Origin of the sequence: Micromonospora violae (assembly GCF_004217135.1) — a bacterium.
Taxonomy (GTDB): domain Bacteria; phylum Actinomycetota; class Actinomycetes; order Mycobacteriales; family Micromonosporaceae; genus Micromonospora; species Micromonospora violae.
Window position 1 is genome coordinate 2,875,850 of record NZ_SHKK01000001.1, and the last position, 21,933, is coordinate 2,897,782.

The 21,933-nt window shown below is 71.0% G+C and carries 8 protein-coding genes; 5 read left to right on the plus strand and 3 right to left on the minus strand.

Translation table 11 applies throughout. The features are described from left to right. The first annotated feature begins 258 nt into the window (after window positions 1-258). The 3 genes from EV382_RS12995 to EV382_RS13005 are packed head-to-tail and all read left to right on the plus strand — an operon-like array spanning window position 259 to window position 1,927. Window positions 259-855, plus strand: a complete 597-nt coding sequence (locus EV382_RS12995) for a sulfite oxidase-like oxidoreductase (RefSeq protein ID WP_130401833.1) — start codon at window positions 259-261, stop codon at window positions 853-855. Then, window positions 825-1,565 (plus strand): ferredoxin reductase, encoded by a 741-nt coding sequence (locus EV382_RS13000; protein ID WP_130401835.1) that lies wholly within the window; start codon window positions 825-827, stop codon window positions 1,563-1,565. Before EV382_RS12995 ends, EV382_RS13000 begins: the two co-directional genes overlap by 31 nt. A 2-nt stretch (window positions 1,566-1,567) precedes the next feature. Beyond that, window positions 1,568-1,927, plus strand: coding sequence for a GNAT family N-acetyltransferase (locus tag EV382_RS13005; RefSeq protein ID WP_165435777.1), 360 nt, complete (start codon window positions 1,568-1,570; stop codon window positions 1,925-1,927). 69 nt (window positions 1,928-1,996) lie between these two features. Here EV382_RS13005 and EV382_RS13010 read toward each other — a convergent pair whose 3' ends face one another. After that, on the minus strand, window positions 1,997-2,914 hold the full coding sequence (locus EV382_RS13010; RefSeq protein WP_130408761.1) for an NADP-dependent oxidoreductase: 918 nt from the start codon (window positions 2,912-2,914) through the stop codon (window positions 1,997-1,999). Between the two features lie 513 nt (window positions 2,915-3,427). Between EV382_RS13010 and msrA the strand changes: the two genes are divergently transcribed. Both msrA and EV382_RS13020 read left to right on the plus strand, forming a co-directional pair. Further along, a complete protein-coding gene (gene msrA / locus EV382_RS13015) occupies window positions 3,428-3,934 on the plus strand; it encodes a peptide-methionine (S)-S-oxide reductase MsrA (RefSeq protein ID WP_130401839.1) in 507 nt (168 codons plus the stop codon). A 237-nt stretch (window positions 3,935-4,171) separates the two neighbouring features. Beyond that, complete coding sequence (locus tag EV382_RS13020) at window positions 4,172-4,828, plus strand: TetR/AcrR family transcriptional regulator (RefSeq protein WP_130401841.1); 657 nt, start codon at window positions 4,172-4,174, stop codon at window positions 4,826-4,828. Between the two features lie 28 nt (window positions 4,829-4,856). Here EV382_RS13020 and EV382_RS13025 read toward each other — a convergent pair whose 3' ends face one another. Together EV382_RS13025 and EV382_RS13030 are read right to left on the minus strand one after the other, a co-directional pair. Then, the gene (locus tag EV382_RS13025) at window positions 4,857-12,503 is read right to left on the minus strand and encodes a SpvB/TcaC N-terminal domain-containing protein (RefSeq protein ID WP_130401843.1); all 7,647 of its coding nucleotides are present in this window, start codon (window positions 12,501-12,503) and stop codon (window positions 4,857-4,859) included. Between the two features lie 9 nt (window positions 12,504-12,512). Further along, window positions 12,513-21,788, minus strand: coding sequence for a Tc toxin subunit A-related protein (locus EV382_RS13030; RefSeq protein WP_130401845.1), 9,276 nt, complete (start codon window positions 21,786-21,788; stop codon window positions 12,513-12,515). Between the last annotated feature and the right edge of the window lie 145 nt (window positions 21,789-21,933).

Genomic DNA, 21,933 nt, shown 5'->3' on the forward strand with positions numbered 1-21,933 from the left:
GAGGCACCCCGCACGGTACGGTTGAGCCATCTGGACGCCAAAGTCCACCGGGCACGCCCCTCGTGCGGGCGATCAACAGGCGTAGGCGCGCGAACGCGATCATCAGGAGCAGCTAGTTCTCCCAACCGCCGACTGCTTGCGAGTTTGCCGACCGACGCCGCGCCAGCATAGTCTGGACGCAATGGTCCAGTTAACACGCCTCCAATGGTGGGAACGCACGTCCCCACCGCGGAGAATCTCAGCAGCCAGGGAGGACGCATGGCAGTGATCAGTCGCGGCTTCGGCGGCCGCAGACGCGACGACGCCAACCTTCCGCCCGGCCAGTACCGCACAGACGACTTCCCGGTCCTGTCGGCGGGACCAACACCGCGCATCAACCTCGACACGTGGGAACTGGCCGTCATCACCGAGGCCGGCGAGCGAAGCACGTGGTCATGGGCGGAGTTCACCGCCCTTCCCGCCGACCAGCCCACCGTGGACATCCATTGCGTCACGCACTGGTCGAAGTTCGGCACACGCTGGCGAGGCGTCGCCGTGGACACGTTGCTGGCCGACGTCGAGAGCGCGGCCGACTACGTCGTCGCCCACTCCTACGGCGGCTACACCACGAACATGCCGCTGGAGGACCTGCTCGACGGCCAGGCCTGGGTGGCGTACGAGTTCGACGGCGAGCCGTTGACTCCGGTGCACGGCGGGCCCGCTCGCCTCCTCGTTCCGCACCTGTACTTCTGGAAGAGCGCGAAATGGTTGCGCGCCCTGGAGCTGCGTCTCGACGACGAGCCCGGGTTCTGGGAGACGGCCGGCTACCACAACGACGGTGACCCATGGCGCGAGCAGCGCTACCAAACAGACTGACCTGGCAGCCGGCGACCGTCGCCGCCACCCGCACGGAGACGGGGACGGCGCGGACCCTGGTCCTCGCCGTTGCCGGCTGGACAGGTCACGTGCCGGGCCAGCACGTCGACGTCCGGTTGACGGCTCCCGACGGCTACACGGCGTACCGCAGCTACTCGATCTCGTCGGCCCCGGCGCCCGGCCTGCTCGAAGTGACAGTCCAGGCGGTGACCGGCGGTGAGGTCTCGCCGTACCTCGTCGAGGTGGCGGAGCCGGGTGACCAGCTCGAGATCCGTGGGCCGCTCGGTGGTTGGTTCATCCGCCGACCCGCCGATTCGCGCCCGGCGCTGCTGGTCGGCGGCGGGTCCGGCGTGGCGCCCCTGATGTCGATGGTGCGTGCGGCGACGAATCCCACCAGGTTGCTCTACTCGACCCGGTCCCCGTCCGATGCGCTGTTCTCGGCAGACCTCGCGAGCGCAGAAGCCGCAGGCGGTGGTCGCGTCGCCGTCACCCGTGTCTACACCAGGGCCGTGCCTCCCGGCTGGCCGGCCGCACCCCGACGACTGGACGCGGACACCCTTGCCCGCGTCGCCTGGCCCCGCGAAGCCGATGCCGTGGCGTTCGTCTGCGGGCCCACCGGATTCGTCGAGACCGTGGCCGATCTCCTCGTCGACATCGGCCACGACCCGGCGAACATCCGCACCGAACGCTTCGGACCCACCGGAGGATGACCATGTCGACCACCAATGCCGAACCAGACGACGCAGCCGGCTCGAACCTGGCGGACGTCACCGCGCCCGGCGCGGAAGACCTGGTCGTCACCAACAACAGCGAGCTGAGCAGCTACGAGGCCACGATCGGGGGCCGGACAGCCGCTGGGCTCGTCTACACCCAGGTCGGCGGCCGTATCGTGCTGTTGGCGACATCGGTGCTCCCCGAGTTCCGGGGTAGGGGGATAGCCGGCAGGCTCATCGGCGCCGTCCTCGACGAGCTGCGCACTCAGGGAAAGACCGCCACCGTCACCTGCCCGTTCGCGACGGCGTTCGTCGATGCCCATCCGGAGTACGCCGACGTTGTCAGGGACGCCACGTAACTGGGTGCAGGTGTCTGCGCGGGCGGGGCTGCGGACGCGTACGTCCGCAGCCCCGCCGTCGCGGAGGCCTCAGGGACGAACGCGGATGATCGTCTTCCCGGTGATCCGCTTGGTCGGGTTGAGGGCGGCGACGGCGTCGTCGAGGGTCGCCACGCTGCTGATGTGTGTGCGCAGGCGGCCGTCGCGCACCCGCTGGACGATCTCACCCAGTTGGGCGCGGTCGGACTCGACAACAAAATCGACAGCGAGGCCGTCTGCGGGACGCGCCTCGGGCGGCCCGACGACAGAGACCAGCGTTCCTCCGGCCCGAATCAGGCCTGCCGACCGCTTCCCGATGTCACCGCCGATGACGTCGAAAACCAGGTCGACTCCGCCGACGTCTTCCAGGGTGTCGTTGCCGAGGTCGATGAACTCCTGTGCGCCGAAGTCGTGCGCGGCCTGACGGTCAGCGGCACGTCCGGTGCCGATGACGTGGGCGCCGAACTCCCGTGCGAGCTGCGTCACCATCGAACCGACCGCGCCGGCCGCGCCGTGTACGAGGACACTCTGCCCCGACCGAAGGCGGCCGTGCTCGAACAGTCCCTGCCATGCGGTCAGGCCCGAGATCGGCAGGCTCGCGCCCACCGCGAAGTCGACGTCGGCGGGCAGCGGCGCGAGGTTGCGTGCCTCGACGGCCGCGTACTCCGCCAAGGTGCCGTCGCGAGTCCAGTCGGTGAGGCCGAAGACCCGCTGCCCCACCGACAGTCCCGTCGTGCCGTAGCCGAGAGCGGTGACCACTCCGGCCAACTCGTGCCCGGGGATCGACGGCGTCCGGCTCCGGCCGAGGCGATCGGTCCAGGTCGAGGGCCACGCCATCTCGGTGGGGACGAATCCCGAGGCGTGAATCTGGACGACCACGTCGTTGAGCGCCGGTTCCGGCTCGGGGCGCTCCATCAGCGTCATCCCGGCCGTTCCCGCAGCCTCGTCTGTTACCACAATCGCCTTCATCCGGTATCTCCTTATCCAGTCCAATTTCGCACGGCTACGTGGAGAAAACTTCGTTTTAGCGGCATGAGCAGCGCCAGACTCGGGTCTCACCACGCTGATCGGTAGCGGCTGCGGCGCGAGGGGTGTCGAGCATCGGGCCCCCGAAAGCGGCGCGACCCGCCGTGGGACCCGGTGCCGGTGGGCACGTCGGAGCGTTCGTCGCGAGCGGTGGCACACAGCCGCACGCCCCGAACCTAGCCGCAAGCGAACTGGTCGGTCAAGTCCACTTTGGGAGTCGAACGAGTGCTACTGTTGCGGCAATACATCCCAGTTCAGCTGCTTACTAGGGCGCTTGATCGACCACCTCCGAGTTGCCTTAATGGGACTGTATAGTCCACACTTCCAACACGGGCGTTGTCGAGCGCGAAGGCCCCAGCCGCGAGATGATCCGTACTGAGGCCCGATCGCGGCACGGTGCAGCCACCTCAGCCGCACCCGTTCACGAGTGACACCAACACTGCCAAGGGAGACGACGTGACCACCGAGAAGGCGATCCTCGCTGGCGGCTGCTTCTGGGGCATGGAGGAGTTGTTCCGTCACCAGCCCGGCGTCGTGTCGACACGCGTCGGCTACAGCGGTGGCGACGTCCCGAACGCCACCTACCGCAACCACGGCACCCACGCCGAATCCATCGAGGTCGTCTACGACCCCGAGAAGACCGACTTCCGCGAGCTGCTCGAGTTCTTCTTCCAGGTGCACGACCCCTCGACGAAGAACCGTCAGGGCGGAGACATCGGCCTGAGCTACCGTTCGGCGATCTTCTACACCAGCGACGAGCAGAAGCGGGTCGCCGAGGACACCATCGCCGACGTCGACGCCTCGGGCCTGTGGCCCGGCAAGGTCGTCACCGAAGTGACCCCGGCGGGCGATTTCTGGGAGGCCGAGCCCGAGCACCAGAACTACCTGCAGAACTACCCCAACGGGTACACCTGCCACTTCCCCCGCCCCGGGTGGAAGCTCCCGAAGCGGACGACAACCTGACACACCTCCGGCGCCCACCACGTCGACTGATCAGCCCCTGATCGGCAACGTGCCAATGCGCGGACCGGACAGTCCAGAGCAGGGCACGCTCCACCGACGGCCCCACGGATTTCACGCCGGTGCCATAACGCCGATACGGGCACTGATGCCCCGTCGTGCGGCAATTTACCAGAACATGAATGGACTCGAAGGTCCCGTTTCCAATAGCTGATCTCGCCCGCTGGATACACTTAGCGGATGAGCGACGAGCAGGTGGCTGCGCCGACGAATCCGCGGAGGATCAGTCAACGGGGCATCGCGACGCGAGAGCGGATCCTCGAGGCGGCGAACCGGCTGATGTTCGTGCGCGGAGTGAACGCGACGACCCTTGACGACGTCCGCGAGGCCAGCCAGACCAGCAAGTCCCAGCTCTACCGCCACTTCGCCGACAAGCAGGAGCTCGTGCGCGCATTGGTCACATATCGGGGCGCGCTGGTGCTTCAGCGCGAGCGCGCGGGGCTCGAACGACTGAGATCGTTCTCCGGGCTCGTCCGGTGGCGTAACGCGCTGGTGCAAGCCAACTCGCTGAACAACGGCAAACACGGGTGCGGCCTGGGGTCGATGGCACTCGAACTCTCCGATCACGATGAGCAGGCTCGTTCGACGTTGTCGGAGACGTTTGCGGCATGGGAAAAGCTGATCAGTGATGGCCTGCACCGGATGCGGGACAGCGGTGCACTGCGCCAGGACGCCAACCCCGAGAAGTTGGCCACCGGGTTGATGGCAGCGTTGCAGGGCGGCTACCTGCTGGCGAACGCCGCCCACGACGTCGCGCCCATGGAAGTCGCGCTGGACATGGCACTGGACCACATCAAGTCGTTCCTTGTGGAGCCGCCCGGCGAGTCGACCCGCTGACCAACACCCCCTCACCGGCAGCCAGCGGTCACCACCAGTCGAAGTAGCGGCCGGCGTGGAAGATCCCTACGCCGATGGCGGCCACGATGCCGACCGCGAGCACGACCGGTGCGATCACCACGCTTCCGGCCGCGACGCCGATGGCACCCGCGGCGATCGCCAGTCCCGCGCCGACACCGACCGCCCCGGCCACCACCCCCGGCGTGTCGCCAGCCTCGGCGGCCCGGTTCATGCTGACGTACGAGACGGCGGCCAGACCGATGCCACCGATCACCAGCCCGGCGGTCATCGCGCTGACGGTGGCGACCGTGGCGCCGGGAACGGCGATGGCGTACAGCTCCAGAGCACCGCCGACCGCCCCGAACGCGTCACCGACGCCCATCTCCCAGTCGCCCTGCTGATAGTCGCCCCACAGCGCGAACGCCGACAGGCCGAACCCGACGACACCGAGGCCCTTGCCGACCATGCCGGTCCGGCCCGGCAGTCCGCGCACGTGCTCCGGCGCCGTGGCGGTGGCGGGGATCTTCCGTCCCCGTCCCGGGTTGGTCGCCGTGCGGATCGCGTTTCCCACGCTGGCCGGCGCGTCGGTCTCGGTGATGATGACGGCCTGAGACCGCTTGCCGGCCATGGTGCCGCTCGGGTTGGCCTGGATCGCGGCGTCCGCGTCCCGGGTCGCCTCCCGGGCGATGTTACCGGCCCTGCCGTAATCGTCGGTCGACTTGATCTGCTTGACAGTGGTCGCGGTCTCCAGGTCGAAGTCCGCCCCGCGGTCGCGCCACGGCACGCCGTACAGCCATTCGAGGATGTTGCCGCGGAACGTACCCCGGGCGCCCTTGAACTTGAAGTTCCAGATGAACTTCTCGGCGGCGGGCGCGGTGTGCGCGGCAGCGCCACCGGTGACGCCGGGTGCGGCCGGTGCCTCGCCACCGGGATCGGCCGGCGGCGGTTCGGGTGGCGGCTCCGGTGCGGGTGGCGGCGGCTCGGCCGGTGGCGGCTCCGGCGGCGGCGGAGGCGGCGTCGGCCTCGGTCGCGGCGGCGCCGGAGGCGGAAGTACGGCGTGCAGCACCCAGGTGCCGCCCGGGTGCTCGGACCAGGTGCCCCCCTCCAGGTTGAGGGTGACGTTGGGCTGGTAGTAGATGACCGAGTTGCTGTTGTTGATCCGGGGATCGAGGGTCGCGCCGTGGCTGCTGAGATAGCGGCGGAAGTCCTCCACCGTGGGGTTCTCGGACCCGGTGAAGTGGGGCTCCGAGATGGAGATGTCGTGGGTCTCCGGCCCGATGACGGTGGTGGGCCTGAACCCGGCCGGATCGGCCATGCCGACCGGATTGTTACGGCAGTACCGGAACAGGTTGCCCCCGTCGACGAAGCCGCCCGGATCGGTGCTCGCCCACCGGCCCAGCCACGGCACGTAGTACCGCGCCCCGGCATAGCAGAAGCCGGTCTCGTCGTCCGCCTCATGCCCGCCGAAGCGGTACCGCTTCAGGCTGAGGTCGACGCCCGGCCGGCCGTACCGGTACGCGGTCGTGCCGTACGGGTGGTACTCCTCGTAGGAGATGAGCGTCCCGGCCGCGTCGGTCTCCAGCGCGGCCGAGCCGAGGTGGTTGGTGAGCTGGTAGCGGATCAGCGGGACGCCGAGCGGGTTGGCCGGGTCGAAGCCGCCGACGTCGACGGTCTTGACGTCCACCTGGGCGACCGGGCCGGTGTCGTCGGCGATCGTGGTGGTCCACCGCTCGTGCTGGAGGGTGCCGGTGACCCGGTTGCGCCGCCGGTACACGGTGACCGCACCCAGGAAGATCCATTCCAGTTGGACGCTGCCCGGCCGGTCCACGACCTTGCGCAGCCGCTGCCCGCTCGCGGCGTAGACGAACCGGGCCTCGCCACCGCCGCCGAGGTCGACCCGGCGGAGTTGGTCGCGGACGTTCCACTCCAGCGCCGGCAGGTGCGGCATGACGGTCAGGTTGCCGACGGCGTCGTGCGCGTACACGGCGGAGTAGGGGCCACCGTCGGCGTCGCCGGGGACGCTCGTGGCGGCCAGCCGGTTCGTGGCGTCGGTCGCGTCGTCCTGGTACGCGTACCGGTGGTGCCGGGTCCAGCCGGCGCCCACCCCGGCCTGCGTCCGGAACCGGTGCCGGAGCACCGTCAGGTTGCCCAGTGGGTCGTACTCGTACTCCTCGGTGTAGGCGCGTACCGCGCCCGGGTCGGTGAGGCTTGCCGCCGGCGGCACGTCGGTCTGGTCGCGGATCGCGTCGTTCGGCGCCCCCGCCAACTCCCGTCCGCTCGCCCGGACCAACTGGTAGAGCGGGTCGTACGCGTAGTCGCTGGCGGCCGGCACCGCCGCGTTGCCGAAGAAGGTGGGCGCGCCCGGCTCGGCCACCCTGGTCAGGTTGCCCACCGGGTCGTAGGTGTAGCGCAGGTCGCGTACCCCGGCGGTGAGCAGGCGTTCCAACCGGAACGTCATCGGGTCGTAGAAGTACTCGGTGACCAGCCCGTTGCCGTGCCGGGCGAACCGCCGCCGACCCAGCGCGTCGTAGTCCTGCTCGGACAGGAACTCCACCTCCACGCCCTGGCCACGCAGCCGCGCGGTGAGCCGGCCCAGCATCCCGCCCTCAAGGTAGGTCGGTCGCAGCTCGGTGGCGTCGGGAAGCGTGACCACTGTCGGCCGGTTCAGCGCGTCGTACTCGGCGGCGGTGCCGAAGACCTCGTTCTCCAGTAGGGGTGCCGCGGCGGCCAGCAGCGCGGCGTGGTCGGGTGCGGCGGCCACCGGCGACCAGTCCGGGTCGGCGACGTGATCGATGGCGAGCCGGCGTTCGGCCCGCCGCGGGTTGCCCTTGAAGTCCACCTCGGGGATCCGCACCTGGCCCGCCGGGTCGAACACCAGGTAGGGCACGCCGTGCAGGCCCAGCGTCGCGGCGTCCGGATGCCGGTCGCCGAAGACCACGTACTGCACGCAGCGCTCCGCGCCGGCGGACTCGCGCACGTACACGCCGACGGGCCGGTGCAGGGCGTCGTACGTCGTGCGGAAGGTCCGGCCGTGTTCGTCCCAGATCCGGCGTACGCCGCCGAGCACATCCTGGAACACCCACCGTTCGCCCTTCTCAGCGCTCCACGACCACACGCCTGCGCCGTGCATGGCGGTGGCCGAGCGGGCGATGTGCCGGCCCAGCGCGTCGTAGCCGTCCGAGGACCGGCCGGTGAGGTCTCCCCTGGTGCGGACGCCGAAGCGCTGCCCGGCGCCCCGGTCGGCCACCGTGTAGACGGCCCGGCCCAGGCTGTCGAAGTGGATCACGGAGGGCGTGTCGGCGTGCGCGGCGGCGAGCCACGCGGCGCGGGTGGCCGGGTCGGCCGGTTCCGGATCGGACGCGGCGGGGCTGCCCCGCTCGGCGTACCACTGGCTGTCGAGCACCGTGTCGTTGGCGTCGAACAGCCGGTGCGACCAGGCCGTGGACTCGACCCGGCTGAGGGTGCCGTCCGGGTACCGGGTCAGCACGGCCCGACCCAGCGGGTCGTAGTAGCGGATTGCGGTGGCGCCGATCTCGCGCAGGGCGGCCGCGTCCTCGTACTCGTGGGTGGTGCTGAAGTAGGGCTGGTACCGCTTCACCGGGTTGCCCTTGTTGTTGACCACCGTGCGGCCGGTGCCGACCCAGCGTGGGTCGGCGTCCACCTCGACGGCCACCCCGTCCTGGCCCACCTCCAGGGCCCGGCCGGGATGCACCCGCGACTTGGTGATCGCCACACCACCGGTGCCGGTGCTGTACTCGTAGCTCTCCAGCCAGCGCGGGTTGGTCGGGCCGTGCCGTTCCCGGTGCCGGCCGTGGCTGTAGGCAGGCTGGCCGTTGACCATCCAGTTGAACGGGTCGTAGGTGAACGTCAGGGTCGGGTCGTCGAGGGTGTCGCCGTCCCCGGCTCCGGGCCGGCCGAGCAGCGTCGAGGCCACCACCCGGCCCAGCTCGTCGTAGCGCACCGCGCGGCGCTGCCCGTTCGGGTCGGTCACCAGGCTCGGGCCGAGCACCCGGTAGTCGTTGACCGCGGTGGTGACCGACCAGGCCGCCTGGTCGATGGTCACCCGCTCGGTGAGCAGGTGGTATCCGTCGAAGGTGACAGCTGTCGCCATGCCCAGCGCGTCCCGGGCCCCGTTGGACAGGTAGAAGTGCGCCGCCGGGTCGGCGGGGAAGCGCAGCTCGCCGGAGGGGATCCACCAGTCCGGGTCGCCGTCCAGGTGCACGTAGCCGGCGGCGGCCAGGTCCCCGTCGGTCACCGCCGTGCCGTAGCTGGCGGCCAGGGCGGCCGGGGTGAAGGCCAGCTGGTACGTCTGGTGCCCCAGCCCCAGGCTGTCCCACTGCCCAGCCGGCAGCGGCGTCAACGCGTTGTCCCGGAACCGCACCTGTGACCGGGACAGCAACCGCCGCTTCGCGCTGACCTCGTCGGCCACCACCTCGTACCCGATCGGGGTGGCCGCGGCGAACCCGGCGAGCAGTTCGGCGCGGGTGAACAGCGGGCCGGCTGGGGCCAGCCCGGTCAGTTCATGCCCCACCGCCTCGTACGCGGCGCGGATCCGGTACGCCGGCACCGGCAGCGTCTCGTCGATGTCCGGGGTGTACCGCTGCTCGCCGTAGGTGACGTGGCGGCGGCGCTGCTCGGCGGTCACCTCGGCGGGCAGCTCCGGGTCGGGCGTGGTGCGGCCGTACACCACCGCGGCGGCCTGCACGACGGTGCCGTACGGGCCGAGGACCAGGTTGAGCCGGTGGCTGATCCGGGGCTCGTCCGGCTCCCGGTCGTAGGAGAGGCTGACCGCCTCCCGTTCGACGGCGACGAACACCCGTGCGTCCAGCCGCTGCACCTGGTACGTCTGCTCGACCACCCCGTACGGGTGCTCCTGCGCGGCGGTTCCGTCATACGAGTACACCTCCTGCCGCAGCGGCAGACCGCGCAGCGCCCGCCGGCTCTCCCGCAGCTCCGCGGCGGAGATCCCGGCCGGCAGCTCCACCGGGGGCAGGTGACGGCCGGCGTACCACTCGGCGGACAGGTCGAGGTGGGCGCCGGTGTGGTACCAGGTCCTCGTGGTCACCGGCGGCTGGAACAGCTCGGGTGAGGTGTCCTGGTTACCGTCGACCGCTTCGACGCCCAGCACGTGGTCCACGAACGACTCGCCGTCGACCTGTTCGACCATGCCGAAGCCGGCGAACTCCCGCTCGACGCCGTCGTAGTGCCCGTGGTGGTAGCGGTAGCTGGTGACCAGCCGGGTTCCGGCGATCCGGTCCACCTGTTCCACCCGCTCGACGACCTGCACCGGGAACGGCAGCCCGGTCAGCCACGGCGTGCCGGCTCGCCGGTCGGCCAACTGGAAGGCGGTGGAGGCGGCGTACCGGATGGTGGTTTCGCCGCCCAGGTTGTTCACCACGCGGGTGAGCAGGTGTGGCTTGCCGTCGGCGGCCAGGTCCAGGTATCGCACCGGGCCGGTGACGTCGCCGGGCAGCGGCGACGACCACACCAGGCAGCCGGTGCCGGCACCCAGCAGGTCGGTCACGGTGACCGTCGAGTCGGGCGTGAGATGCGGCAGGGCGGGTAGCTCGGCGGGGGCCGACCAACCGTTGCCGGACTGGTTGTACCAGAGCCGGACCTCCCGCCGGCCCAGGTAGCACAGGTCCATCACGCCGGTGCCGTCCACGTCGGTGAGGAGCACCCGGGCGGGGTCGAACTCGTCCGGCCCGGTGAACCACGGCGCGTCGTCCATCTCGACCTTGGCGCCGAACCGCCCATAGCCGACGTTGGGCCAGTAGCAGACGGAACCGTCGCGGACCCGGACCAGGTCGGTGAGTCCGTCGCCGGACATGTCGGCGAGGAAGACGCTCTGCCGGTCGTCGGAGCGCAGCAGCCGCGGCCCCCGGTCGTCGTCCGCGGGCCAGAGGGCGGGTCGTGCCGGGCCGTACCCCGCCTCGGCCAGCGACTCGTGCCAGGTCAGCACGGTGTCACCGGCGAGCAGCAGGTCGGGGCGTCCGTCCCCGGTGAGGTCCAGGAGCAGCAGGTCGGGGCTGGCCCAGTCGACGGCGGGCAGCTCCCGGAACGGCTGGAAGCCGGACCAGCCGGCGTCGTCGGTGCGGGCCACGAAACCCGCCGGTACGGTGCCGAGCTGGACCAGTTCGATCCGGCCGTCACCGTTCACGTCGACCAGTTGCTGGCGCCCGCCGGCCAGGTCGGTCAGCGACGGCACGGTGGGCAGCGCGACGACCGGGCCGATCCGGCCGCCGCCGAGGTTCGGCCGGTAGTAGAGGGCACCCTCGTGCCCGGTCAGCACCCCGGCGAGCCCTTCGCCGTCCAGGTCCACCCACAGCTCGGTACGCCCGTCCACACCGGCCGGCAGGTTCTCCAGGCTGCCCCGCTCCAGTTCCCGGGTGGTCGCCGCGATGGTGGCAGGTGTGTATTCGAAGGTCACCGGGGGCAGGGCGGTACTGGTGTACCCGCCATCGGCGGTCGGGGCGTAGCCGCGCTGCGTCACCCCGATCAGGGTGGACAGCACCGGCCCGCTGGCGTATTCCAGCTCCACCGCGCGGACCAGGCAGTCCGCGCCCACCCCGGGCTCGTCGGGGAAGTGGTGGAACATCAGGATCCGCCGGCACAGCCGGTAGGTGCGGACCTCGAATCCCGCGCGGTACGTGGAGAACGGGTCCGGCCGACAGGTCCAGTCCCCGCCGTCCGTGGGCAGTGGAGTGTCCGGGTCGTGCTCGCCGTAGTCGAACACCACCTCGAAGAGCCAGCCGGCGTCGGCGAGCTGAGCCGGCGTCAGGTCCACCGGGCGTCGGCCGTCGGGGTCGAGCAGCGGCACCGTGTTGCCGTAACGCACCGACTTGAGGTACCGGTTGGCGTCCCGGTCGGTGCGGTGCCGTTCGTGCGGCCGGTCCAGGTCCAGGCCGGTGGCGTCCTCGGCCTTGTAGGTGTAAGTGACCGCGTTACCCCGATCGTCCCGGGTCTCGCAGAGCAGCCAGGTGTGCACCCGCCCGCCCCGGCCGATGCGGGAGGCGCCGTCGCGGCCGTACACGGCCAGCAGGTTCGACCCGGACAGGGTGCGCCAGTGCACGTCACCGTCGGAGTCCCGGGTCCACCGCTCGATGCGGGCGAACGCCCCTTCGGTGCGGGGCCGAAACCGCTGCACCGTGTGCCCGGCGACCGGGGTGCCGCCGGGCACCGGGATCAGATCGTCCTCCCCGGACAGCAGGAAGGTGTCGGTGTCGTCGTAGCGGGGCAGGCCGCGGTCGGTGCGCCGGCTGATGGCCGGTACGGGCAGCTGCCAGCCAAGGCCGAACGGGCCGTTCCCGGCGCCGGAGTCGTAGCTGAGCGTCAGGTCGGGTTGGAACCCGGCCCGGCCCCCACTGACCGGGACGGGAACGGACATCCCGCCGGTCCCGGTGACCGGGTGGGCGGCGAACGTCTCGCCGATGGCCCGGATCGCGCCGCCGCCGGTGGGCAGGCTGATCGGCGGTGCGCCGAGCCCTGGGCCGGCCACGCCCCGACCGGCCGGCGGCGACCCGGCACCGGACGCGTCGGTCGGCGGCCCGCCCGCTCCGAATGCCCCACCGCCGCCGCCGGGGTCACCGGCGCCGGTCGGGTCGGCGGAGCCACGCCACCGGGAGCCGGGCCCCGGCCCCCACGACCCGCCGCCGACCGGATAGCTGGTCGTCACCGCTCCCCCTCAGCCGTCGAGCCGGTAGTGCAGCAGGACGATCAGGTCGGTCAGGCCGTCCGGATCGGCCGCCAGCGTGACCGGGGTGCCGAGGACCAGCGGATCGGACTGACCCACGCACTGGTGCAGGTCGGCGTCCCGGTTCAACGTCACCGGGTCACCGGCCACCGTGAGGTCGTACGTCCCGGGATCACCGTCCACCCGGGCGTACCAGGTCACCTGGTCCATCACCGGCTGGTGGTCGCGGGCGAGGTACGGCAGGTGCTCCGGGCCGATGGTCAGCTCGGTGCTCTGCTGCTGGGTGAGCTGCCACCACTCGTCCGGGAACTGGTGGCGCAAGCTGTACGCCTGGTACAGCCCCGTCCGGCCGGCGTCGACAAGCATCTCGTTGAGCACCTCCCGCAGGGACTCCTCGACCAGGCCGCGCAGCGTCGAGCCGCCGTCGCGGGCCGTGTACCGCAGGTGCAGGATGATGTCGCTGATGCTGTCGTAGTCGAACTGGCGAACCGCCGTCGGCAGTTCCAGCCGCCAGGTGCCGATCGCACCCTTGCCCTCGAACGGCAGGTAGCGGTCGTCGGCGAAGTTCAGCTCGAACATGCCGCTGTCGCTGAGGCCGCTGCTGGTCGCGATCGACTCGATCCCGCCCACGTTGTAGGCGAACCGGTCGTCGCCGGGCACCTCGGCGTACTTGTCCTTCGCGCTGGTGGCACCCTGCCGGGCCGCGGTGGAGGTGCGGTACCGGTTGCCGATCAGGGAGAGCTTCGCGGTGACCGGGGTGTACGGGCCGGCCACGCACGGGATGGACAGGCTGACCGTGCGGAGCCGGCGGAAGTAGTGCCCGGGGTGGTCCAGGTCGAACAGCGCCTCCGGCACGTTGATCACGCAACTGCCGGTAGCCCGCAGCTCGATCAACGCCGCCGGGTCGAGCTGTGCCAGCGAGACGTGCCGGGTCAGCTCCCGTTCGCGGCTGTGCCGGTCAAGGTAGGCCACCTCCATCCGCTTCAGGTCGTGGCGCAGCGCGTCGGCCACGGTCAGCCCCTTGCGCAGGCTGTCCCAGTAGCCGGGTTGCAGGAACGTGGCCTCGCTGCCCAGCTCGTGGGCGAAGCACCGCTCGGCCTTCTTCGCCACGTCGAAGGCGAGTTGGTACGCCCCGAAGTAGACGGAACTGGCCCGGCTCACCATCCACTGGTACAGCTCGGTGTTGGTGTACTTGCCGCGCAGGTACTCCTCGGTGGCCCAGGCGTTGTCGGCTTCCCGGTCGTGCGCCGCCAGCTCGTCGGTGAGCATGGCCACATGCAGCCGCGCGGTGATCAGCTGCTGGTCGATCTGGGTCAACTCAAGACCGGCCAGCGCCGCCTGGTGTTCCCAGTCGTCCATCCGGCGGCGGTAGCCGCCCTGGTTGGCGGCCATCCCGGCGGCCTTGTCCAGGGCCCGGGCGATCGCCTCCAGGGTCATCACCGCGGAATCGGCGGCGGCACCGGCCTTGTCCCCGCCGAGGGTGAGGGTCACCGTGGGTGAGCCACCGAAGCCGGCGCCGCCGGCGGTGAAGTTCGGAATCAGCTTCAGCCCGCCGGACAGGATGTAGCCCACCGCGATCGCGGCCTCGCCGATCAACGACACCCCGGACAACGCGGTGGCGGTGATCTCCCAGGCGTTCATGTACGGCCGGCTGGCGTAGTAGCGTTGCCGCTCCTGCACCACGTCGCGACTCAGTTCCAGCGCGGCGACGTTGCCCTCGGCCTCGGCGATGGTGGCGAGCTTGACCGCCCGCACTGCGTCGAGCAGGGCGATCTCCTGGCCCGCGCGCAGCCGGGCGAGTTGCTCGGCGTCCCGCTTCTCCATGGCCGCGAGCAGTCCGCCGCCCAGCTCACCGACGTACCCGACGAGTTCGGTGGCCTTCTGCGCCAGCACCCGGAACCGGTAGTTCGGCAGTGGTGCGCCGAGCCCGGCCAGGAACGACGAGACGGACATGCCTGCGGCGGCGGCCCGGACCAGCGCGCCCGGGTCGATCGGCGGTGAGAACAGGGCGAGCATGCTCTCCACCCCGTCGATGTTCTGGCAGTTGCGGATCTTGAACAGCCGGTCGGCGATCAGGTCCCACAGCCGGAGCATCTCCTCGTTGGGTGGGATGCAGAAGTACAGCGCCGAGTAGCTCAGCGGGCTGGGCAGTTCGGCCCCGCCGTGGGGCAGCAGGTCCAGGTCGGGGATCAAATTCTCCAGGTCCAGCAACGCGTTGCCGAACAGGTCCACCTTGGCCTGGAGCTGGTTGACGGTGGCCGGCGCCGGGCTGACCAGCGGCGGCACCACGCTCGGCTTCGGCCCGAGCAGTTTGTCGGCCAGGATGTAGAGCTGGGTGGCCTGGGTGACGGATTCCCGGGTGAACTGCCGGAACAACTGGTCACCCCAGTCGACCAGGTTCTTGATGTAGTTGACCACCACGGCGAGCTGGTAGGCGACCGGCCGGCTGCGGGCCACCACGTGCGGGTTGAACGGCTTCGCCCGCCACTGCTCGACCGCGAACTTCAGGTCGGTGATGCTGGCCCCCGACGGGTCGGCCGCGATCGCCGTGAGAATGTCGCCGATCCGCTGGTCGAGCAGCTCGGGCACCCCGGTCTGGAAGAACGGCTTGGTGACCCAGTACTTCTGCGGGGCGGCGGCGCCGTCGGCGGTGCCGACCGGGTTGAAGATGTGGTGGAACCAGGTCCGCGCCTCGGCGAACCGCTGGTCCCGGTTGAGCCGCAACGCGATATCGAACGGGAGGTGGTAGAACAGCTCCCAGTTGTAGCCCGCGTACGCGCCGTCCCCGGCGAAGTCCAGGTCCTCCACCGGGTACGGCGACACGACCACCGGCGCCGGCTGGTAGGTGGCGGCGAAGTCGAACCCCGTGTTGGTGAGCTGGGTAGTCCGACTCAGCAACGCCGGCACACCGGACCGGTAGACAGTGGCCCGCAGGAAACACAGCAGCGGGTGGTAGAAGTTCGCGAACTTCACCCCGTACGACAGGGTGCTGTAGACCTCGAACTCGGCGATCAGCCGGTGGTACTCCGCGTCCTCGGTCATCGCCTGCACGGCGGCCGCGAGGTCGTGCGCCGGGTCCTCGGCGTATCGGCGCAGGTACTCGGTGAGCAGCGCCAGCACGTCGCGGACGAACTGGTCCACATCGCTGTACGTCTTCTCGGTCCGGTCCGCTGGGTCCTCGGCGCGCCGGTCGTAGAAGCCCGGGATGATCACGTAGCCGCGGTCGTAGTCGCCGTAGAAGTACGGCATCAGGGTGCCCAGCGGCAGCACCGGCCGGCGGTCCTGGATGCCACGGGCGTTCTGCCACATCCCCAGCAGCATGATGATCCAGTCGAGCAACGACATCTGCATGGGGTACGTCACCCGGAACCGGCCGGGCGTCTGCGCCACCAGCGTCTGGTACGCGCCCATCAGCGGAGTGCTGATCGCCAGGTCGTTCTGCGTCCGGGAGACCAGCTCGGTGAACCGTTCGGCCAGCAGCTTGGTGTCCTTGAACACCGGGGACAGCAGCAGGCTGCCGGAAGCGCCGCCCGGCATCGGCTCCGGGTAACCCCGGCAGCCGGTCAGCGCGAACGAGCCGACGAACTGGGTGCCGGTGAGCACGCTGATCGCCTGGCCGGCCGCTCCGGCCGCGTACGCGAAGCAGGTGAACTCGTTCGCTGTGGGCAGGTCCTCCTGGTAGCCGCTGGCGGGGTAGTACAGCGCGTCCTTGGAGATCTTCTTCGGTTGCCAGCGGTCCTGCGTCCGCTCGCCGATGGCCAGTTGGATCCGCCACCGCCGGCGCGGACGTTCGGTCTCCGTGCCGCCCGGCGGGATGCCGTCCGGGTCCGGGATCTGGGAGGTCTGCGCCGTGTCCGTCTCCTCCGTGAAGACCGGCCAGGCCAGGGTGAGCCGTGTGTTGCGGTCGAAGGCGAGCAGGTGGTCGCCCGCGATGTCCAGCGGCACCCGCCGCCACGGCGTCCAGTACCGCTCCCGCTCGAACTGCCGGTGGTAGTACACCGTCGGGTCGCCGCCCCGGGTGCGGGCGAACACGTGCATGAGATGCCTGTCGTGCTGGTAGTAGCAGGCCATCACGTCCAGGTGCGCCAGGTCGTCCAGCTTCTCCAGGTATGCGACGGTGGCGTTCTCCACCGCCAGATCGGTCAGCTCGTCCTGCTGCAACTGGTCGTCCAGCTCGGCGAACAGCTCCGACTTGTCGTCCCGCAACTCGGGCAGGATCCAGTTCTCCGGATACAGGAAGATCTTCCGGTTGGCTTCCCACACCCGGTAGTTGGCCATCCAGTTCCACTGGTCCCAACCCGGATCCTCGGTGACCGCCGCCACGCTGTCCGGCTCCAGGCCCAACAGGCAGCGCTGCACGAACAACTGAACGGTGGCGTGCGCCTGCACGATGCGCGACGTCGCCATGCAGGCGCCCATCTCGACGTCGATGAGGAAGTGGTCGTACAGGTCGTTGGTGTCGCGCAGCCCCGGGTTCTCGGCCAACAGGTACGCGACAAGCGCGTCCCGTTTGGCCACCCGCAGCCGGTCCTGCACCGCTTGCAGCACCCCGAACCACTCGGTCTCGGCGTACCGCGCCTTCAGTGCCTGGCGCATCGTGGCCGCCCCCGCGGCCGTGGTGACTGGCTGGCTCAGCGGCACCGCCGCCGCCACCGACAGGCCCAGCCGGCGCAGCAGGGTGAGCGCGTCGGCCAGCCGCTGGATCGTCGCCGGCGACCGGTACGCGGTGAGGTCCACCGCCGACAGGTCAAGGTGGGAATCCAGGTCAGCCAGCGCGGTGGCGTCCCAGCCACCGAGCTGCGCCAGCTGGGTGTGCACCTGCGTGGCGGTGGTGCCGGCTGCCAGGACCAGGTCGAACAGCCCGTGCACCGTCCACGGCGCGGCCGCGTCCAGCGGGTTCGGCACCGGTGGGTAGGTGCGGGCCAGCTCCACCCCGGCGACCAACCGGATCCAGTCCGCCAACGAGGCCGGGGGCCGGCCGGTCTGGTAGGGCACCCGGTCCGGGGCCAGCCAGCCGAGCGGCCCGGCGTTCGCCAACAGCCAGCCAAGGTCCGCGTCGGGCACCGCCAACTGGTCGACGAGCCGGCTCACCACGTGCAGCAGGCGCAGCGCCCGGTACTGCTCGTCGAACCCGGCCGGGGTGACCGCCGGCGGCGCCGGCGGCTCGTTCACCAGGTCCACCAGCGCGTCGTCGGTGAGCACCGCGAGCAGCGGCCGGGTCAGCTCCGCGCCAGCCAGCACGGTGCGAGCGGCGTCCGCCGAGAACCCGAAGGTGTCGGCCACCGCCGCCACCGCCAGGTCCTGCTTGGTACGGGTGTACGCGGCGCGGGACAGGGCCGTGGTGATGGCCAGCAGCAGCGTGGTCTGCTCGGCCTCGGTGGGGTTGGCCACGATCGCGGCGGTTATCGCTGTGGTGTCCACCAGGGCGGCGAGCTTCGCGTCGACGAACTGCGCCGGGGTGGTCACCGGGTCGGCCCAACTACCGTCCACGACGGAGGTGAAGCTGGCCAGGTCCGCCTCGGTCATCCCCGGCACGGTGGCCAGCAGGGCACGCAGGCCCGGCAGGTTCTCCTCGGGCGGCGCCGCCGGGTCGACAACGGGCCGGGTCGCCGCGTACCCGCTCTGGTAGCCGGCCTGCAACCCGGCGAGCACCGCGGTCAGCGTCTCGTCCGGCAGGTCCCGCGCGGGCAGGTCGTCGGCTTCGTGTCGGAGCAGGTAACGCAGGTCCGCCGGGCGGATTCCGGTGCCGGCCCGGGCGGCGTCGAACCGCTCGACGAAGGCCAGCGCGGTGGCCGGTGCGGTGAGCGGGTCCGAGCCGATCAGATCCTTCATGATCAGGTACTCGGCGGCGGTGAGCCCGAGCGCGCGGGCCAGCTGCGTCGCGGCGTACACCTCGTGCAGGCCGACGGTGCTGACGATCGCCGGGGCCGGCAGGTCGGCAACCAGCAGCGCGGTGTCCGCCGTCGTGGCCCCCAGGCAGGTCGCCAGGTACGCCTCATGTGCCGACAGCGGAACACCCGAGCCGGGTGTGGTCAGCTCCGCCTGCTCGTTGGCGAGCACATTGGCGGGCTCGAACGCGTCGAGGACCGGGCCGTTCGCCGTGTTCCGGAACACGTCCGCGTAGCGCGCCTCGTCCAGCGGCGCGAACAGGTCGACCACCTCGGGCAACAGCAGCCCGAGCCGGGCCGCCAGCCGGTGCAGCGCCGCCACCGTGACCAGGAGGTCGTCGTCCAGGGTGCCGCCGCCCAGCGCGTCGGCCCGGATGGCCCGGTCCAGCAACCGCGGCGTCCAGCCGGTGCAGGCCGGGGCGCGCAGCAGGCGCAGGAACCGGTGGATCCGGTCCAGGCGCGCGTCGGTGAGCTGCTGGATCCGCTTGGCGCTGAGGTCGGACCCGGTGTCCAGGTGCTTGACGAACATGACGTTGCCCGGGTTGACCCAGGCCAGCGCCAGCAGCTCGGTCAACTCCCGGTAGTCCAGGCGCGCCCGAGCGAGGAAGTTGTCCACCCGGGCGATGCCGCCCAGAGCGACGAGCGGCGCGGTGTTCCAGATGTCGTCCTGGGCGGTCGGGTCGGAGGTGACCACCAGCTGCCGCTGCGCGTCGCTGATCCCCAGCTCCTCGGCGGCGATGGCCTCGGCGCTCGGGCCGGCCGGCCGGCGCAGCGCCCGCATCAGGTCGGCCCGGGCGATCTCGAACTGGGCGAAGTAGCTGCGGGTCTCCTCGTGCGCCAGGTCGAACGGCAGGGTGAACGAGTAGCGGCTGTCCGCCAGCACCGTGTAGGCGGCGGCATTCACGTACTGCGGCGCAGCTGCCAGCTCCCGCGCGGTGCCGGTGCTCTGACGCAGTCGGCACACGAACCACCCGCCGGCCCCGTCCGGGGTCGCCTTGGCCACCACGCCGATGTCACGCACCACCCGGGCCCCGGCCAGGTCCGGTTCGTACACCAGGGAACGGTCGGTGAACGGCCACCCCTGGCCCTGCAACAGGCTCAGCAGCCCCGCCGACGGCGCCTCCACCGGATCGACGCCGCCGCTCAGCGGGCCGCCGAACGCCAAGCCCGCGTCCGGCGCCACCGCCTCCTCCAGCAGTTCGCACACCAGGTCCAGGTAGGGCAGCGGAAGGTCGGTGTCCTCGCAGCTCAGATCCAGGTCACCGAGGTCCGGCCGGCGGCCGTACAGAACGTCCCGGGCGACCCTGGTGGCGGGCCCCGGCGTGTCGGCGTCGGTGACCAGCCGGTTGCCGAGGAACTGAAGAACGTCCACCAGGTACGCGGCGGCGCTGTGCACGCTGCGGCACGGCTCGCAGTAGCTGGAGTCGGCGAGCTGGAACAGGCTGCTCAGGTTGGGGAAGTCGGCGCTGACCGGGGTGAGGTCCGGGGCCGCCGAGCCGCCCAGGGCCTGCACCGGCAGCGCCCGCGCCGCGCTCTGCAGCTCGCCGGCCAGCAGCCCACTCGCCACGTGCACGTCCACCGCCCGGCGATACACCGACCGGGCCTGCTCGTCGGTGAACCGGCCGGTGTGCACGGCGGTGGCCACGAAACGCGTCTCACCGAGGGCGTGGATCCGGGCCGCCGACGGCACGTCGGCCGCCAGCAACGCCGTCGTCTGCCGGTAGGTCGGCGCCAGTTTGAAGATGCGCTGCGCGGCCTTGAGCGCCGACCGCCCGGTCCGCAGCCGCTCCGGGTGCTCGCGCAGCAGCCGCTCCACGTTGCCGGTCGCGAGGTCGAAGTCCGGATTCGCGGTGAGCAGTTCGAGCACCGTGTCCCGGTGCCCGCCGAAGGCGTGCGCGGCGGAGGTAACCCGCTCGGGGGCTGCGTCGCGTTCGAGCTGCGCGGTGAAGGCCGTGGTCGGGTAGCGCTTCTCCAGTTTGCGGGCCAGCGCGCCGGCGTGCAGGTCGATCAGCTCCGGCCGGACCGGCTGACCGGCGACCCGGACATCCGCCGTGGTGTCCCGTAACACCCGCCGCCAGTCCGCCGGGGCCAGCCGGGCCAGCCGCCGTACGTCCTCCGCCCGCTCGATCCCCTCGCGGTCGCGGACCCGGTCGACAATCGACTCGTCGTAGCCCAGCACGTCGGCCAGCACGCTCGCCGCGCCGGCCGCCTCGGCCGCCGACCGGTCGGGAAACGCCGCCGCTTCGGCCAGCCGGGCGATCAGCCCGGGCAGGTCACCGGCGGCGTCGGCGGCCAGGAGGCTCTGCACCCGCTCGTGCGCGCCGTCGGCGAGGAACCGCTCCACCCGCCCGTACAGCACCTTCGGCCGTTCCTGCGTCACGTACTCCTTGGCCTCGGACCGCACCCGGGCCAGCCGGTCGAGGATCCGGTCCAGCTCGCCGAGCAGGTCCTCGGGAACGTACCGATGGCGCACGGCGTCGGCGACGGCGCTGCGGACGGTGTGCTCGTCGAGCAGGGCGATGTCGTAGTACAGCGGCCGCAGCTCGGTGTTCAGGTCGACATCGAACCGGGCGAGCGCCGCGCCGGTGCGGCTCGCGGTCAACAGCGTCCGCTCGGCGAACAGCGCGTAACCGAACACCGCCGGAAGCTTGTAGGACGCCGCCAATTTCTGCGCCACACCGAAGTGGGCCAGCGCCGTCGCGGGCAGTCCGGTCTCCGCGGCCAGGAACGTCACGTCCTCGGCCTCGTCGTCCTGCCGCAGCTCGTACAGCGGCACCTCGCCGAGCAGCGGCACGATGGTGGCGAGGATCCTTTCGTACTCACTGCGTTCCCGGTCCCCGCCACCGGAGAGATCCACGGTGAGTACGGCCAGCTCAGGGGCGTTGAACAGCACCGCGCTCAGCGGCGGGTCGGACAGCAGGCGATCACCAGCGGACACCCGGACGAACAGGTCGGCGGACTGCTTCTCGGATCGAACGAACTGGTCCCGCGAATAGTCGACGCGATACAACCCGTCGTCCCCGGTGATCGCCTCGCCGAGCCGTTCGGCGTGCCGGAGGTCGCGGTCGAACGCGCCGACTGTCAGAGCGTTCGCCGGTTGTCCGTCGACCCACCGCACCCGGCCCACCACAACGAACCGGTACGGCGGCTCGGCCAGCACCATCTGCACCGCGTCCCGGGTCGCCCCGTCCACCGCGCCGGTCACCGGCAGCTTGTGCGCCCGTTGGAACTCGGCGACCGCACGACGGGTGGTCGGCCCGTACCGGGCATCGACCAGTTCGTCGGTGGCGACGTCGGCGGGCAGCCGCAGCAGCGCGGTGTGCAGGCGCCTGACCTCGTCGCTGGGGTGGTTTCGGCGCGAGCCCATCGGGCTGGTCATCAGCGTCTCCGATCGTCCGGCAGCCGGGCGACGGCGTTGTCTGACGCCGGTACGGCCGGGGGATAACTGGCATCCTGCGGATCCACGGAGCCGCCGGCATCGCACTGTCCAATATCCGCCTTGGCGTCTGGCTGAACGGCGGCGG

Coding starts and splice junctions, on each gene's coding strand:
- EV382_RS12995 (WP_130401833.1), top strand. CDS start 259: ATGGCAGTGATCAGTCGCGGCTTCGGCGGCCGCAGACGCGACGACGCC.
- EV382_RS13000 (WP_130401835.1), top strand. CDS start 825: ATGGCGCGAGCAGCGCTACCAAACAGACTGACCTGGCAGCCGGCGACC.
- EV382_RS13005 (WP_165435777.1), top strand. CDS start 1,568: ATGTCGACCACCAATGCCGAACCAGACGACGCAGCCGGCTCGAACCTG.
- EV382_RS13010 (WP_130408761.1), bottom strand. CDS start 2,914: ATGAAGGCGATTGTGGTAACAGACGAGGCTGCGGGAACGGCCGGGATG.
- EV382_RS13020 (WP_130401841.1), top strand. CDS start 4,172: ATGAGCGACGAGCAGGTGGCTGCGCCGACGAATCCGCGGAGGATCAGT.
- EV382_RS13030 (WP_130401845.1), bottom strand. CDS start 21,788: ATGACCAGCCCGATGGGCTCGCGCCGAAACCACCCCAGCGACGAGGTC.